Here is a 16,178-nt window from a genome sequence, read left to right on the forward strand (position 1 = left end):
ACCTCGGTCTCGGCGAAGGGGGGTCGGTCAGTCGACGTCCTCGTCCACCCAGTCGAAGGTCTTGGTCACGGCCTTCTGCCAGTTGCGGAAGAACTTGGCTGTGGTCTCAGGATCTTCCTGCGGCTCCCAGCGCTTGTCCTCTGCCCAGTTGTTGGCCACGTCCTCCGTGCCCTTCCAGAAGCCAACGGCAATGCCAGCAGCGTAGGCGGCGCCAAGTGCCGTGGTTTCCGTGACCTTGGGCCGGATCACCGGGATGTCCAGCTGATCGGCCTGGAACTGCATGAGCAGTTCGTTGGCCGTCATGCCCCCGTCCACCTTGAGTTCCTGCATGTCCACGTCCGAGTCCTTGTTCATGGCCTCGATGACTTCACGGGACTGGTAGGCCGTGGCCTCCAGGGCGGCGCGGGCGATGTGGGACTTGTTGACGTACCGCGTCAGACCCACCAGGGCACCACGGGCGTCGTCGCGCCAGTAGGGGGCGAACAGGCCAGAGAAGGCCGGGACAAAGTAGGCCCCGCCGTTGTCGTCGACCTTCTCCGCGAGTGCTTGCACCTGGGAGGCGTCCGAGAACAATCCCAGGTTGTCCCGCAGCCACTGGATCAACGAACCGGTCACGGCAATGGAGCCTTCCAGGGCGTACACCGGATCCTGGTCCCCCAGCTTGTAGCAGACCGTGGAGAGCAGTCCGTGTTCGGAGTGGACCACCTCAGTGCCCACGTTCATGAGCACGAAGGAACCGGTGCCGTAGGTGTTCTTGCCCATACCGGGCTCAAAGCAGGCCTGGCCGAACATGGCGGCCTGCTGGTCCCCCAGGATTCCGGCAATCGGAACATCCTTCAGGAACCCGGTCTGGCGACCATGACCGTAGACCTCCGATGAGGACTTGATCTCCGGCAGCATGGACAGGGGAACGCCCATGTCCTGGGCGATCTCCTGGTTCCAGTCCAGGGTCTCCAGGTTCATGAGCATGGTGCGGGAGGCGTTGGTGACGTCTGTGACGTGCACGCCGCCGTTGGTGCCGCCGGTCATGTTCCAGACCAACCAGGAGTCGGTGTTGCCGAACAGAAGGTCACCGGCCTCCGCCTTCTGGCGTGCACCGTCCACGTTGTCCAGGATCCAGGAGATCTTGGGGCCGGAGAAGTAGCTGGCCAAGGGCAGGCCCACGCGGTCCTTGTACTTGTCCGCGCCTTCCTCTCCGCCCAGCTGCTCTGCCAGCTTGGCGGTCCGGGTGTCCTGCCACACGATGGCGTTGTAAACGGGCTCACCCGTGGTCTTGTCCCACACCACAGCGGTTTCGCGCTGGTTGGTGATTCCGACGGCGGCGATGTCCGAGGCCGTCAGTTCGGCCACGGCCAAGGAGTCCGCCACGACCTTGCGGACGTTGCGCCAGATCTCTTGGGCGTCGTGCTCCACCCAGCCGGCCTTGGGGAAGATCTGCTCGTGTTCCAACTGGCCGGTGCTCACGATTTCACCGGAGTGGTTGAAGATGATGGCCCGTGAGCTGGTGGTGCCCTGGTCAATGGCCATCACGTACTGGGCCTTGCTGGAGGACTCGGCCTTGTTCTCCAGGTTGGTTTCCGTGGTTGTTTCGGTGTCCTCGAGTGTGGATTCGGTGGTCATGGTATGGACTCCTCACATCGTTGTGGTGGGTCGGTTGTGGGTGTGGTCAGCGCCAGGGCTGTGCAGCAGCCTGGCGCCAGGCTCAGGCCGGGAAATTGGTGGCGGGGAACAGCTGGAAGATGCCACCGGCGATCAGGGCGCCCAGGATGGGGCCCACAACGGGAACCCAGGCGTAACCCCAGTCGCTTCCGCCCTTGCCGCGGATGGGCAAGACGGCGTGTGCAATTCGGGGGCCCAGGTCACGGGCCGGGTTGATGGCGTAACCGGTGGGCCCGCCCAAGCTGGCGCCGATACCGACCACCAGCAGGGCCACGGCCATGGGGCCCAGACCGGAGGGGGTGCCGCCGAACATGAGGATCACGAACACCAACACGAACGTGGCAATGGCTTCTGTGACCACGTTCCAGGGGTAGGAGCGGATCTCCGGGCCGGTGGCAAAGGTGCCCAGCTTGGCAGCGGGGTCCAGTTGCTCGTCGTAGTGCTGCTTGTAGGCGATCCAGCACAGCACCGCACCCAGGAAGGCACCCAGCAGTTCAGCGGCCAGGTAAACCAGTGTGGAGGCCAGCGACACGGCGACTCCGGGGGCGTACTCCTCCCCGCCGGAGGCCCAGATGCCCACGGTCACCGCCGGGTTCAGGTGGGCACCGGACTGCCAGGCCACGTACACACCGGCAAACACGGCCAGACCCCAGCCGAAGTTGATCAGCAGCCAGCCGCCGCCGTTGCCCTTGGTCTTGCCCAGCAGGTGGTTGGCCACCACGCCCACACCCAGCAGAGTGAGCATGCCGGTGCCCAGCACCTCTGACCAGAACACGGTGCTCAGGGGCACCACTTCGGCCGCTGCCTCCATGGGCAGCAGCGCGGACACAGCGTTCATCGTGTGACTCCTTTGTCTCAGCGGACGGTTTCAAACCTGCAGTGGATTCATCTTCACCGGAGTGGCCCACATCCAAATGGGTGTGCCCTGGATCACAGTGTTTGGAGGGACGGTACCGCAGCACGGGCCGCAGCGGCGGCAGGATCGTCCGTGGTTCTTGCTGCGGCATCCTCCGCTGCGCATCGGGCCTTGTAGGCATCGACCTCAGCGGCACGCCGCTCGGGATCCCATCCCAGCTCAGCGGCCAGCAGATCTCCCACTTCCTCAACGACGGCGAGGCCGTGGTCAGGCTGGTCGTAGGTCATCCGCGTGCGTGTCTCAAAGACGTCTTCCAGGTGCAAAGCACCTTCGTTGCGTGCTGCCTGAACGATCTCGGCCCGCACATAGGTGGGCGCACCACCCAGGGGCTGTGCCAGATCCGGCTGCTCCTCCACCAGAGCTTCGATCTCCGCGATGCCCGAACCGTAACGGTTGAGCAGGTGCTCCACCACGGCGGTCTCCCAGCCGTGCTCGGCCGCCAGACGATCCACCTGGCGAGTCAACGGCAGGTAGCCGTCAGCCCCGTGCAGCAACGTCCGGTCCGTCACGGACGGCAGCTCCTTGGCACGCTGCTCCCCCAGGGCGAAGTCGACGGCGTCTTCCGCCATGACCCGGTAGGTGGTCAACTTGCCGCCGGCAATGGAGATCAGTCCCGGCGTCACCTCCGCCACGGTGTGCTCACGCGAGACCTTGGTGGAGGCAGTCTCCGTGCCGTCCTTGACACCTGGTTGCAGCAAGGGCCGCAGACCGGCAAACGTACCAATCACATCGTCCCGGGTCAGTGGATCGTCCAGCACCACATTGGCGTGCTCAATCACGTAGTCGATGTCCGCACCGGTGGCCACGGGTGCGGAGATGTCCTGGTGGTAGGCGGTGTCCGTGGTACCGATCAACCAGTAGTGCTCCCACGGGATCACGAACAGCACGGACTTCTCCGTTTGCAGGATCAGCCCTACCTCCCCCTGGATGCGCTCACGCGGCACCACAATGTGGATGCCCTTGGAGGCCAGGACCTTCAGTCCTCCATCGGTGTCAGCCAGGTCCTGAGTCTCTTCGGTCCACACGCCCGTGGCCGTGATGACCTTGCGCGCCCGGATGGTGAACTCACTACTTGATTCCAGATCCCGCACATGAGCCCCGGTCACCGTACCGTCGTCGTTCTTGAGCAGTCCGGTGACCTTGGTCCGGGAGGCTGCCAGTGCGCCGTAACCCACTGCCGTGCGGACCAGTGTGAGGACCAGGCGGGCATCATCCACCTTGCCGTCCCAGTACTTGACGGCACCCACCATGGTGCCTGGTTTGATGCTGGGAAAGGCTCGGCGCACGCCACGGTCCGTGAGGTGGCGGTGGAAAGGCATGGAAGCCACCTTGGAGCCCAGATGCGCCAAAGTGTCGTAGAGGCCGATGCCCGCTGTCACGTACGGCCGCTCCCAGAAGCGGCGAGTGATCGGGTACAGGAAGGGCACGGGCTTCACCAGATGTGGGGCCAGCGTGTAGAGCAGGCGTTCGCGCTCACTGAGCGCCTCCGCCACCAGTTTGAAATCCAGCTGCTGCAGATACCGCAGGCCGCCGTGCACCAGTTTTGAGGACCACCGGGAGGTGCCACCGGCCCAGTCCTGAGCCTCCACGATGCCCACACGAAGCCCACGAGTGGCCGCATCCAAGGCGATCCCGGCACCGGTGACCCCGCCTCCGATCACCAGGATGTCCAGCTCCTTGCCCTCAGCGGTTCCTGCCTCCCCTGTGGCCGCCATGGCATCCAAGGCTGCTTGGCGGGAGAGCGGGGTCATGACGGTTGTTCGCACGGATGTCGCCTCAATCAGTCGGTGTGTGCTGTGACAGTTAAGAGTGTGCTGCGCCGGTCCGGATGTGAGCTGCGCCGCATGGTCTGCGCCCAACTGTGCCCCGGCTGTGCACGTATGCTCAAACGAATTGCACATACGTGCAGACGGGAGGATTCAGCGTGCACGACGATTCATTGCTTTACCAAGTCTCCGAGCTCTACTTTGTGCAAGGCATGACCATGGGAGCCGTTGCCGACCGGTTCCAGGTCTCCAGGTCAACCGTGTCGCGGATGCTGGCACTGGCCAAGGAACGCGGCATCGTGACCGTGTCCCTGCGGATGCCCAGCAGCCCATCAGACTTGCTGAGCCGTCGCATGCATGACCTGTTCGGGATCCGCATCCATGTGGCAGGCACGGCACGGACCGCCCCCGCGGCTCAGCGACTGGAAGCAGTCTCCCGCTATGCAGCCCACCTTGTGGGTGAGTGGGTCACGGACGGCAGCACCTTGGGGGTGGCCTGGGGCACCACCACCTCCCAGGTGGCCTCCCACCTGCAGCCCTCCACCGTTCGGGACGTCACGGTGGTGCAACTCAACGGTGCCGCCGGCCCCCATTCCACCGGTGTGGGCGCCTCCAGTCCGGTGCTCTCCACCATGGCTCGCGCCTTCAACGCGGAGCTCTACGCCTTCCCCACACCGGCTTTCTTTGACCTGGAACAAACGCGGACGTTGCTCTGGCAGGAGTCCTCCGTGCGTCGCATCCTGGCCGTGCGTTCAGCGGCTGATCTGGCCGTGTTCAGCGTGGGTGCCTTCCAGGGCCCGGTGCTCTCCCAGGTGTACTCGGAAGGTCATTTGAGCCCCGCGACCTTGCGCAGTTTGCACGAGAACAACGTGGTGGGAGACATGTGCACGGTCTTCATCCGTGAGGACGGAACCTACGCGGACATCGATCTGAATCGCCGCGCTTCCGGCCCCACACCGTCCGAACTGGCCCGAATCCCCCGCCGCCTGTGCGTGGCCTCCGGGCGCCACAAGGTCCGGGGCATCCTGGGTGCACTGCGCTCAGGAGCCGTCACGGACCTGGTGATTGATGACCGCACCGCCACGCAGGTTCTGGCCCACCTGGAGACCCAGACACCGGCCAGGCCAACGGCTGCTGCTGCCACCACCCATCAGCTCGACTGACGACGACGCCCCCGGCTCATCTCACGGGTACATCACGCCTGAGCGCGGGTCCTGTCAGGTCCACCCAAACCGTTCACCACGGAACCGGCAGCATCACGGGCTGTGGCTGCTGCGGCGTCGTCATGGGTCTGGGCTGCACGGTCCTCCGCCTCACTGCGAGCCGTGTAGGCGGCCAGTTCGTAGGTCATCTTCTCCCGCGTCCATCCGAGTTCGGCTGCCGCGATCTGTGCGATTTCCTCCGCGGCATCCAACCCGTGGCGCGGTGCCGCGTAGGTCAACCGGGTCCGGGTGTCCATCAGGTCTTCCAGGTGCAGCGGGGATTCGTAGCGGCAGGCGTGAATGATCTCAGCACGCACGTGCTGCTGAGCGTGCGGCAGGGGCTGGGCTGTGGCCGGATCTTCCTCCATGATGGCCAGCACCTCGTCATAGGCGCTGCCGTAACGGTGCAACAGGTCCTCCGTGTGTTGGCGTGTCCACTGATCGCCGGCCACCTCCTGAATCTCCTGGTGGATGGCGTCCATGCGAGCGGCCACACCCACCCAACCGTCAGCACCATGCAACAACACGCGGTCCGTGACGGAGGGACGCTGCGAGGCAGAATCCCCCAGGGCAAGGTCCACGGCGTCCTCTGCCATGACGCGGTAGGTGGTCAACTTGCCGCCGGCAATGGAGATCAGCCCGGGCACAGGTTCCATGACCGTGTGCTCACGGGAGACCTTGGTGGAAACCGCCTCCGACCCCGCTGATTCGTCCTTGGCCACCGGCTGCAACAAGGGCCGCAACCCGGCATACACACCGATCACGTCCTGGCGGGTGAGCGGATCCTCCAGAACCTGGTTGGCGTGATCCAAGACGTAGTCGATGTCCGCACCGGAGGCCACCGGGGTTTCCGGGCTCTGCTGGTACGGGGTGTCCGTGGTCCCGATGATCCAGTGATGCTCCCACGGGATCACGAACAACACGGACTTCTCTGTCTGCAGGATCAGGCCCACCTCACCGTTGATGCGTTCCCGCGGCACCACAATGTGAACCCCCTTGGAGGCCAACACCTGCAGTCCGGCTTCAGCACCAGCCAGATCCTGAAGATGCTCGGTCCACACACCGGTTGCGGAGATGACGTGCTTGGCCCTGACCGGGAACCGGCGCCCAGTTTCCTTGTCCTCCAACACGGCGCCGATCACCACGCGACCGTCTTGGAACTCGTCTTCTTCCGTGAGCAGTTCCACCACTTCTGTGCGGTTGGCAGCCAAAGCGCCTTGGCCCACGGCGGTCCGCAAGATGGTCAACACCAACCGGGCGTCGTCCACCCGAGCGTCCCAGTACTTGAAGGCACCCACCGAAGCGTCGTCGCGCAGATCCGGGAACTCATTGTTGATCTCCTCCACCGTGAGATGTTCACGGCGCGGCAGGGAGGAGACCTTGGAGCCCCATTGCGCCAGGGTGTCGTACAGCCCGATGCCCGTTCCCACGTAGGGCCGCTCCCATTTTTTGCTCAGCGGGTACAGGAAGGGCACCGCCCGGACCAGGTGGGGGGCCAGGTTGAACAGCAGGCGCTCGCGCTCCCCCAGAGCTTCGGCAACCAGCTTCACATCCAGCTGCTGCAGGTAACGCAATCCGCCGTGGACCAGTTTGGATGACCAGCGCGAGGTTGCCCCGGCCCAGTCCTGACCATCCACCACGGCTGTGCGCAGTCCGCGGGTGGCTGCATCCAGGGCAATGCCGGCACCCGTGATGCCACCACCCACCACCAGGACGTCCAACTGCTCACCATGTTCCATCTGCGTGAGTGCCTGCTCACGGGTCTGGGAGTTCATGGCTGTTCGGTGAAGGCGGTTCTGGTGGTGGGACATGACGGTCCTTTCAGGTCAGCGCACTTACCATGTGACGCTACCGGTTGAGTTGTGCCACGGTCACGGGCGTTCGCCGCGGACGATCTGGCGCAGCTTCTCCACCCGCGCCGCCAATTCCCGGTCATGCCCGTAGGCGGTGGGACGGTAGTAGTCCACACCCACCAGTTCATCCGGTGGGTACTGCTGGGGTGCCACCGCATTGGTGGCGTCATGGGCATAGACGTAGCCCTTGCCGTGCCCCAGCTTTTCCGCCCCTTTGTAGTGGGCGTCGCGCAGGTGCAGTGGCACCGGCCCGGCCTTGCCGGATCGGACATCGGCAATGGCGCGGTCGATGGCCATGTACGAGGCATTGGATTTGGGCGCGGTGGCCAGCAAGGTGGTGGCCTGTGCCAAGGGGATCCGCCCTTCCGGCATGCCGATCATCTGTACCGCCTGGGCTGCCGCCACTGCGGTGTGCAGAGCGGTGGGATCAGCGGTGCCGATGTCCTCCGTGGCAGAAATGATCAGGCGGCGGGCAATGAACCTGGGATCCTCCCCGGCCTCGATCATCCGTGCCAGATAGTGCAGAGCGGCATCCACATCGGAACCGCGAATGGACTTGATGAATGCGGAGATGACGTCGTAATGCTGGTCGCCGTCGCGGTCATAACGCAGCACCGCGCGGTCCATGGCCTCCGTGGTGTGCTCCACCGTGATCACCGGCGGTGTCCCGGAACCATCGGCGGCATCCGAACGCTCGGAGAGGGCGACTGCGGCCGCCGCCTCCAGCCCCGTCAAGGCCTTACGGGCATCGCCACCGCACAGTTCCAGCAGGTGAGCCCTCGCTTTGGGATCCAGATGCACTTCACCGTTGAGTCCCCGGGGATCGAGGACGGCGCGATCCACCAGTTCCCCGATGTCCTCCGGCTCCAAGGACTTCAGCGTGAGCAACAGGGAACGGGAGAGCAACGGCGCGATCACTGAGAACGACGGATTCTCCGTGGTGGCTGCCACCAGAACCACCCATCGGTTCTCCACCCCGGGCAGCAGCGCATCCTGCTGGGCCTTGGTGAATCGGTGGATTTCATCGAGGAACAACACGGTGGTCCGCCCGTGCAGATCCCGATCCGTGAGCGCCTGATCCATGACCGCGCGGACGTCCTTGACTCCGGCGGTGATGGCGGACAGTTCCACGAACTTGCGGTGGGACCCCCGTGCAATCACGTGCGCAATGGTGGTCTTGCCGGTGCCCGGTGGACCCCACAGCATGATGGAGCTGGGACCGGCCGGCCCGCGGTCAGCCCCTGCCAGAACGTGCAGCGGGGATCCGGGCTTGAGCAGGTGCTTCTGCCCCACCACCTCATCCAGACTGCGGGGGCGCATGCGCACCGCCAACGGGGCCGTGGCCCGCCGTGGCGTGGTCACACGTGCAGCACCGGTGGCGGGTTGAGTGCCACCGGATTCATGGTCACCGCCGTCGGAGGGATCCTGCTGCGGTGAGAGATCAAAAAGGGAACTACTCACAGGCTCAGGTTATCGGCTGCCTCAGACAGCACATGTTCTCTCAGGCCAGGCTGGACCCACAGGTGACTTCAGCCGCGGCGCGGTTTTTTCAGTTCCTCGGAATCCAGAAGGATGGTCACGGGACCGTCGTTGGTCAGTGACACGGCCATCTGCGCCCCGAATTCTCCGGTCTCCACGTGCACGCCCAGATCCTGCAGCGCCTGGACGTAGGCCTCCACCAGGGGCTCGGAAACCGGCCCCGGTGCGGCATTGCTCCAGGAGGGGCGCCGCCCTCGCCGGCAGTCTGCATACAACGTGAACTGGCTGACCACAAGCACCGGCGCCCCCAGATCCAGGCACGATGCCTCTGCCTGGTCCCGACCCTGGGCATCAACTCCACTGAGGATCCGCAGACCTGCAGTTTTGTCGGCCATCAGGTGAGCCACGGAGGCGTCGTCGTCGTGGGTGACACCCACCAGAGCCACCAGCCCGGGGGCGGTGAGACGGCCGGTGACCCGCTGGGTGCCGTCGGGGTCGGTCACGGTGACGGTGGCAGCACTGGCTCGTTGCAGAAGAACTCGCATGAGCCCATTTCATCATTGCGTGCCGTCATGCTCAGACCTTCAAGGACTGTGCTGGTCAGACCATCCATGCCTCTACGATCTTTCCATGACCACCACACCACTGCAGCGCACCAACGGCAAGCACTCTGCCGCCACCGCTCCCGGTGAGAACCGGGCGGCTCACGCCATTGCAGCCATGCTCTCGCCCTCCATCTTGGCCAGCGCCGTGCTGCTGATTGCAGGGACCGTGGACAGCGGGTGGTGGGGTTTCTGGTGGGCGGCGGCAACTGCCGTGGTGCTGTTGGGACTGCCCATGGCCGTTCTGATCGCACTGTCGCGCCGCGGTGTGGTTGATTCGCGCTACGTCAGACGCCGCGAGCACAGGTTCCCGGTTTACGGCGGCGTGTGCGTGTTGATCGTCGCCGTGCTGGCAGCACAACTGTTGCTGGGACCGGCGTTGGGCATACCCATGTCCGTGACACTGACCGCCATGTTCCTGCTGCTGGGAGTGACCACGCTGATGGTCATCACCTTGGCGTGGAAGGTCTCAGCCCACACCGCCATGGCCGCCACCTTTGCCGTGGCCGTCCCCGTCCTAGCAGGGGGGTGGCTGGTGTTCCTCACCTGGATGGTTCCCGTGGCCGTGGCCTGGTCCCGTCTACGCACCGGGGATCACACCTACTGGCAGACCGTGGTGGGGATCTGGATGGGTGTGTTGATCGGAGGCTTCTACGGCCTCATGTGGAACTGGTGGATCTAGTCACTCAGTGTCAAGGTCATGCGTTGCTGCACTTTCCGTGCCCGGAAGTGCAGCAACGCATGATCTCGGCCTTTCAACGACGACGTTGCCCGCCCGCCGTCGTCCAGCTCAGTTCTCCTTGGGTTCGGACGGCTTGGCGTCCACTCCTGCTTCCTTGCGCTGCTGCGCGGTGATGGGCGCCGGAGCTGCCGTCAGGGGATCAAAGCCGCCACCGGTCTTGGGGAAGGCAATGACCTCTCGGATGGACTCCGTTCCGGCCAGCATGGCCACGGTGCGGTCCCAGCCCAGGGCGATGCCGCCGTGGGGCGGGGCGCCAAAGGCGAAGGCATCCAGCAGGAACCCGAACTTCTCCTGGGCCTCTTCCTCGGACAGGCCCATGACCTTGAACACCCGGTCCTGGATCTCGCGCTGGTGGATACGGATGGAGCCACCGCCCAGTTCCACGCCGTTGCACACGATGTCGTAGGCGTAGGCCAGTGCCTTGCCGGGGTTGGTGTCAAAGGTGTCCAAGTATTCCGGCTTGGGTGAGGTGAAGGCGTGGTGCACGGCCGTCCAGGCACCGGATCCCACGGCAACGTCGCCGGAGGCAACGGCATCGGAGGCGGGTTCGAACATGGGTGCGTCCACCACCCACACGAATGCCCAGTCGCCGTCGTTGATCAGACCGGTGCGGTGGCCGATCTCCACACGTGCAGCCCCCAGCAGGGCGCGGGAAGGCTTGATCTCACCAGCGGCAAAGAAGATGCAGTCCCCGGGCTTGGCACCCGTGGCAGCGGCCAGGCCGGCCTTTTCGTCATCGGTGATGTTCTTGGCCACCGGGCCGGTGATCTCGCCGTCATCCTTGAGCAGGATGTGGGCCAGGCCCTTGGCGCCACGCTGCTTGGCCCACTCCTGCCAGGCATCCAGGGCGCGGCGCGGCTGGGAGGCACCACCGGGCATGACCACGGCACCCACGTACGGGGCCTGGAACACGCGGAACGGGGTGTCCTTGAAGTACTCGGTCAGATCAGTCAGTTCCAGGCCGAATCGCAGGTCCGGCTTGTCCGAACCGTACTTCTCCATGGCCTCGGCGTAGGTCATCCGGGGAATGGGGGTGGGGATCTGGACGTCGATCAGCTGCCACAGTTCACGCACCAGAGCCTCACCGAGCTCAACGATGTCGTCCTCCTCCACGAAGGAGGCCTCGATGTCCAGCTGGGTGAACTCGGGCTGACGATCGGCGCGGAAGTCCTCGTCCCGGTAGCACCGGGCGATCTGGAAGTACTTCTCCAACCCGCCCACCTGCAGCAACTGCTTGAAAAGCTGCGGGGACTGCGGCAGCGCGTACCAGGAACCCGGGGCCAGGCGAGCCGGCACCAGGAAGTCGCGGGCACCTTCCGGGGTGGAACGGGTCAGCGTGGGGGTTTCCACCTCCAGGTAACCACGGTCGTGCAACAGGTTCCGGGCCACCCGGTTGACCTCGGAACGCAGGCGCATGATGCGCGCAGGCTCGGGACGGCGCAGGTCCAGGTAGCGGTACTTCAGGCGCGCTTCCTCACCCACCTCAACGTGCTCGTCGATCTGGAACGGCAAGGGGGCTGCGGTGTTCAGGACCTTGACCTCTTCGGCCATGATCTCCACCTCGCCGGAGGCCAGGTTGGGGTTCTCGTTGCCCTCGGGGCGCCGTTCCACCAAACCTGTGACCTGCAGGACGTACTCGTTGCGCAGGTGGTCAAAGTCTTCTTCGTTGCGCACCACCACCTGGGCCACACCGGAGGCGTCACGCAGGTCCAGGAAGGCCACTCCGCCGTGGTCACGACGACGCCCCACCCAACCTGCCAGGGTGACCGTTTGACCAATGAGCTCGGCGTTGAGTTCGCCAAGGCTGTGTGTGCGCAGCACTGATGAGTTCCTTACGTCCGTGGAGGGTTCGGGGGCAGTGATCACGCGCCAGTTCGACGACGCCCGCGGCTCGCCGTCAAGCGCCCGGGGTTTCGTTCACCGTGGGTTCACCGGCCACCCGTAGGTTTTTTCTGTGCCCGAGTCTACAGATCCAGACTTGGGCTTGTTCTCTTCAGCAGCCGATCCGCCAGGAGCATCGTGCCGTCTTCCTCACAGTCCCCCGCTACCCGTCCGAGCGAGCTCCAACGCCGCCTGGGTCTCACGGATGCCACCGTGATCGGGGTGGGTTCCATGGTGGGGGCAGGTGTTTTTGTGGCTTTTGCCCCGGCTGCCGCCCACGCAGGCTCGTGGCTGCTGGCCGCCGTGGTCTTGGCCGCCGTGGTGGCCTGGTGCAATGCCACGTCCACTGCACAGTTGGCAGCGCGGTACCCCAGTTCCGGCGGCACGTACGTCTACGCCAACCAGCGGTTGGGAGCGTGGCCCGGGTTCGTGGCCGGGTGGAGTTTTGTCACCGGCAAGACCGCCTCGGCTGCGGCCATGTCCATGACGTTCGGGCTCTATATGGCCGGGGTGCTGGATGCCCCGGGCGTTGTGGGAGCCCAGAACACTCAGCTGTGGGCCACGGTGTTTGCCGTGGTGGGAATCCTGACGTTGACCGGGATCAATCTGCTGGGCGTGACCAGGACAGCCACCGTCACCAAGGTGCTGGTGGGCTGTGTTCTGACCGTTCTGTTGTCCTTGGGCGTGGCCATGGCGGTGGTGGTGGGCAACCCATCAAACGGCGCCGGTCAGGCCACCAGCCCCGAACCTGGTTCCCTCTGGGGCGTGTTCCCCGCGGCGGCCTTGCTGTTCTTCGCCTTTGCCGGCTACGCCAGGATCGCCACTATGGGCGAGGAAGTCCGCGCTCCGCAGCGCACGATCCCACGGGCAATCCTGGGGGCGCTGAGCCTCACCTTGGTGCTGTACCTGGTGTTGGGTGCCCTGCTGCTGGCTGTGGTGGGACCGGCTGCACTGGCTGATTCGGATGCCCCCATGCTCACCGCCGTGCACGCACTCGGCCTTTCCCACGGGCTCACATCCGCGACCGCCACCGCCGTGACCGTGGCCGCCGCCCTGGGCACACTGGGCGCCCTGCTGGCCTTGATCGCCGGAATCTCCAGGACCTCCCTGGCCATGGCCCGTTCCCGTGACCTGCCCAGCCCCCTCACCGCAGTCTCAGGCCGCGGCGTGCCGTGGGTCTCCGAACTCACGACGGCGGTACTGGTGATCGCCTTGGTGCTTCTCACGGACGTCTACACCGTGATCGGGTTCTCGTCCTTTGGCGTGCTGGTCTACTACGCCCTGGCAAATCTCTCGGCCCTGACCCTGGGTGATCGCCCCTGGTGGGCACCACGTGTGGTCAACATTGTGGGGCTGGTGGGGTGCTTGGCTCTGGCGTTCTCATTGCCCTGGACCTCCGTGGTCACCATGGTGGTGGTGCTGGCACTCGGAATCCTGGGCCGCGCTCTGTATCGGGCGCTCAGGCCTGCGAGGCACTGACGGACACGGACAGGTCCTCGGCCGGCGGCATCCAGAGACTCGGGTCCGCAGGGACCTGTTCGCCCGAGCGGATGTCCTTGACCTCGTGGGTGACCACGCCATCGTCGTCGATCGAGGAGAACCAGACGAACGGGATGCCGCGCTTGTCCGCGTACTTGATCTGCTTGCCGAACTTGGCTGCACTGGCGGAGACCTCGCACGCGATGCCACGGGCACGCAACTGCGTGGCCACGTCCTGGGCATCGGACCAGGAGTCCTCGTCCACCAGGGAGATCAGCACGGCCGTGGGCACCGCACGGGAGGCCAGGGCCAGGTTCTGCCCAAGGATCCGGGAGACCAAACGGGTGACTCCGATGGACAACCCCACCCCGGGGAACGTGCGCTTGCCTGAGGTGGCCAGGGATTCGTAGCGGCCACCGGAGCAGATGGAGCCCAGCTTCTCGTGCCCCACCAGCACCGTCTCGTACACCGTGCCGGTGTAGTAGTCCAGGCCGCGGGCGATGGACAGATCGGCCACCATCTTCCCCGGTGCCCGGCGCACGCCCTCGGCCATGACCTCGGCCAGTTCGCTCAGGCCCTCCTCCAACAGCTCGTCAGCCACACCCAGTGCCCGGACCTGCTCCACAAAGGTGCCGTCCTCCGTGCGGATCGATGCCAACTCCAGCGCGGCATGAGCCTGCTCTGCTGTGGCGCCCACGTTCTGTCGCAAGTTGGCAACAACCTTGTCCGCACCGATCTTCTCCAGCTTGTCGATCTCGCGCAGCACCGCAGGAGCGTCGGTGAGCCCGATGCCACGGTAAAAACCTTCGGCCAGCTTGCGGTTGTTGACCCGCAACTTGAACTCCGGGATCGGCAACTTGGAGAGAGCATCGATCATGACCAGCGCGAGTTCAACGTCGTACCGGAAGGGCAACGTGCCGTCACCCACGACGTCGATGTCCGCCTGGGTGAACTCGCGCGCGCGACCGTCCTGCGGACGTTCCCCACGCCACACCTTCTGGATCTGGTATCGCCGGAACGGGAAGTTCAGGTGCCCGGCGTTGTCCACCACGTACCGGGCAAAAGGCACGGTGAGATCAAAGTGCAGGGCAAGTTTGCCCTCCTTGGCCACGGCAGCGGCTTCCTCGTCCTCTGCCAGACGGGAGATTCCGTACACCTCTTTGTCGATCTCACCCTTGCGCAGCAGCTGATCCACGGTTTCCACCGCGCGGGTTTCAATGGAGGAGAAGCCGTGCAACTCAAAGGTCTCCCGCAAGGTGTCCAGCACGTGCAGTTCGACCAGGCGCTCTGCGGGCAGCCATTCGGGGAAGCCGGACAGGGAGGTCTTGGGAGCCATGCTGAGTTACTCCTGGGCAGTGATGGGGAATGGGACGCAGACCATCTTATGGGCTGGGCAGCAACCGCCCGGACGGGTGTTCCCGTCGTCGTGAGTCCGGCACCCTGCCCGCCCATGACTACCATGGTCTTTCGTAGAGTGTCGCGGGTTACGCCGCGGCCCCAGGACAAGCTGCCGAACGCCCCCGGATCCCCGGGTTCGCGGGTCGGCACGAGTGAAAGAGTTCCAGCGGTGACCGAACGTCTCGAATCCGACGACCAGACCCAGCCCCAGGTGCCCACACCCGCGGCCGTCAAACCCTCTGGCGTCAAGCCCTCCCCCGCAGTACCCAAGCCCGCTGCCCCCGCCCCCAGTGGCGGCGCTTCACCTGAGCGCGCCTCAGCTGAGAGTCATTCCGGTGCCAACTCCTCAGATGGCACCACAGCCGCCACGCCGGGTTCCGACGCCGCTGCCTCCCATCCGTCCGACCACACCACCGGTGCCCCCGCCAAGGGGGAGGCCCCCGGCGCCGGTTCGGCCGACGGTGTGTCGGCCGAACAGCTCGAGGCAGCACGCCCGTTCGGTGAAGTCACCGAGGACGGCCACGTCTACGTTCTGGTGGACGGTGAGCGGGTGCTGTGCGGACAGGTACCTGAGGTCCCGGCGGATGAGGCACTGGCCTACTTTGTCAGGAAGTTCGAGGACGCCCGCACGTTGGTCAACGTCCTGGAACAGCGGGTGGAGGCAGGTACTGCGTCCTCGGACATGAACCGCAACGCGGATCACGTCATGGCTCAGCTGGCCGAACGCAAGCTCGTGGGTGACGTCAAGGCCCTGGAGGCCCGTTTGGAAGCTCTGCGCCCGCGGATCGCAGAGCTCGAGGCCGAGCACAAGCGCGCCACGGAGGCCGCCAAGGCCGAACACTTTGCCCAGCGGGACGCAATCGTCAAGGAAGCCGAACAGATCGCCGAACAGGATCCGCAGAAGATCCAGTGGAAGCAGTCTTCTGCTCGCATGGCCGAGCTCTTCGATTCCTGGAAGGCGCACCAGAAGTCCGGAATCCGGCTCTCCCGCAAGGACGAGGAATCCCTGTGGAAGCGCTTCCGCAACGCCCGCACCACCTTTGACCGCCACCGCCGCGCGTACTTCTCCAAGCTGGATGAGAACAACGCCGAGGCCAAGCGCGTCAAGGAAAAGCTGATCGCGGAGGCTGAAGCCCTGCAGAGCTCCACCGACTGGAACGTGACGGCCGGCAAGTACCGCGACCTCATGGACCGTTGGAAG

12 protein-coding genes are annotated in these 16,178 nt (G+C 65.1%); 4 read left to right on the forward strand and 8 right to left on the reverse strand.

Annotation, left to right across the window (positions count from 1 at the left end; genetic code table 11):
* Positions 1 to 27: 27 nt before the first annotated feature.
* The 3 genes from glpK to L979_RS10850 all read right to left on the reverse strand — a co-directional run bounded on the left by glpK (position 28) and on the right by L979_RS10850 (position 4,341).
* The gene (gene glpK, locus L979_RS10840) at positions 28 to 1,620 is read right to left on the reverse strand and encodes a glycerol kinase GlpK (protein WP_081994335.1); all 1,593 of its coding nucleotides are present in this window, start codon (positions 1,618 to 1,620) and stop codon (positions 28 to 30) included.
* Positions 1,621 to 1,702: 82 nt separating this feature from the next.
* On the reverse strand, positions 1,703 to 2,443 hold the full coding sequence (locus L979_RS10845) for an MIP/aquaporin family protein (protein WP_081994339.1): 741 nt from the start codon (positions 2,441 to 2,443) through the stop codon (positions 1,703 to 1,705).
* Positions 2,444 to 2,589: 146 nt separating this feature from the next.
* A complete protein-coding gene (locus L979_RS10850; RefSeq protein ID WP_047692229.1) occupies positions 2,590 to 4,341 on the reverse strand; it encodes a glycerol-3-phosphate dehydrogenase/oxidase in 1,752 nt (583 codons plus the stop codon).
* A 158-nt stretch (positions 4,342 to 4,499) separates the two neighbouring features.
* Between L979_RS10850 and L979_RS10855 the strand changes: the two genes are divergently transcribed.
* Positions 4,500 to 5,504, forward strand: a complete 1,005-nt coding sequence (locus tag L979_RS10855) for a sugar-binding transcriptional regulator (protein WP_052209813.1) — start codon at positions 4,500 to 4,502, stop codon at positions 5,502 to 5,504.
* 32 nt (positions 5,505 to 5,536) lie between these two features.
* Here L979_RS10855 and L979_RS10860 read toward each other — a convergent pair whose 3' ends face one another.
* The 3 genes from L979_RS10860 to dtd form a co-directional block, all read right to left on the reverse strand.
* Positions 5,537 to 7,354 (reverse strand): glycerol-3-phosphate dehydrogenase/oxidase, encoded by a 1,818-nt coding sequence (locus tag L979_RS10860; protein WP_047692230.1) that lies wholly within the window; start codon positions 7,352 to 7,354, stop codon positions 5,537 to 5,539.
* Between the two features lie 60 nt (positions 7,355 to 7,414).
* Positions 7,415 to 8,857 carry a replication-associated recombination protein A gene (locus L979_RS10865; protein ID WP_047692231.1) on the reverse strand — a complete coding sequence of 481 codons (1,443 nt, stop codon included), beginning with the start codon at positions 8,855 to 8,857 and terminating at the stop codon, positions 7,415 to 7,417.
* 68 nt (positions 8,858 to 8,925) lie between these two features.
* Positions 8,926 to 9,420, reverse strand: a complete 495-nt coding sequence (dtd, locus tag L979_RS10870; protein WP_047692232.1) for a D-aminoacyl-tRNA deacylase — start codon at positions 9,418 to 9,420, stop codon at positions 8,926 to 8,928.
* Positions 9,421 to 9,505: 85 nt separating this feature from the next.
* Here dtd and L979_RS10875 point away from each other — a divergent pair, with 85 nt between their 5' ends.
* Complete coding sequence (locus L979_RS10875) at positions 9,506 to 10,159, forward strand: hypothetical protein (protein ID WP_047692233.1); 654 nt, start codon at positions 9,506 to 9,508, stop codon at positions 10,157 to 10,159.
* Positions 10,160 to 10,267: 108 nt separating this feature from the next.
* Here L979_RS10875 and aspS read toward each other — a convergent pair whose 3' ends face one another.
* Positions 10,268 to 12,040, reverse strand: coding sequence for an aspartate--tRNA ligase (aspS, locus tag L979_RS10880; RefSeq protein ID WP_047692234.1), 1,773 nt, complete (start codon positions 12,038 to 12,040; stop codon positions 10,268 to 10,270).
* Positions 12,041 to 12,238: 198 nt separating this feature from the next.
* Here aspS and L979_RS10885 point away from each other — a divergent pair, with 198 nt between their 5' ends.
* Positions 12,239 to 13,579, forward strand: a complete 1,341-nt coding sequence (locus tag L979_RS10885; RefSeq protein ID WP_047692235.1) for an APC family permease — start codon at positions 12,239 to 12,241, stop codon at positions 13,577 to 13,579.
* Here the strand turns inward: L979_RS10885 and hisS are convergent.
* A complete protein-coding gene (hisS, locus tag L979_RS10890) occupies positions 13,560 to 14,915 on the reverse strand; it encodes a histidine--tRNA ligase (protein ID WP_047692236.1) in 1,356 nt (451 codons plus the stop codon). The two genes, L979_RS10885 and hisS, sit on opposite strands and share 20 nt — an antisense overlap.
* Positions 14,916 to 15,146: 231 nt before the next feature.
* Here hisS and L979_RS10895 point away from each other — a divergent pair.
* On the forward strand, positions 15,147 to 16,178 hold a 1,032-nt coding region (locus tag L979_RS10895; RefSeq protein WP_047692237.1), incomplete at its 3' end, for a DUF349 domain-containing protein.

The organism is Kocuria sp. ZOR0020 (assembly GCF_000800955.1).
Taxonomy (GTDB): Bacteria; Actinomycetota; Actinomycetes; order Actinomycetales; family Micrococcaceae; genus Kocuria; species Kocuria subflava.

What these genes read in the sequence shown, in the direction of transcription:
- dtd (WP_047692232.1), bottom strand. Translation starts at nt 9,420, where the DNA reads ATGCGAGTTCTTCTGCAACGAGCCAGTGCTGCCACCGTCACCGTGACC.
- hisS (WP_047692236.1), bottom strand. Translation starts at nt 14,915, where the DNA reads ATGGCTCCCAAGACCTCCCTGTCCGGCTTCCCCGAATGGCTGCCCGCA.
- L979_RS10875 (WP_047692233.1), top strand. Translation starts at nt 9,506, where the DNA reads ATGACCACCACACCACTGCAGCGCACCAACGGCAAGCACTCTGCCGCC.
- glpK (WP_081994335.1), bottom strand. Translation starts at nt 1,620, where the DNA reads ATGACCACCGAATCCACACTCGAGGACACCGAAACAACCACGGAAACC.
- L979_RS10860 (WP_047692230.1), bottom strand. Translation starts at nt 7,354, where the DNA reads ATGTCCCACCACCAGAACCGCCTTCACCGAACAGCCATGAACTCCCAG.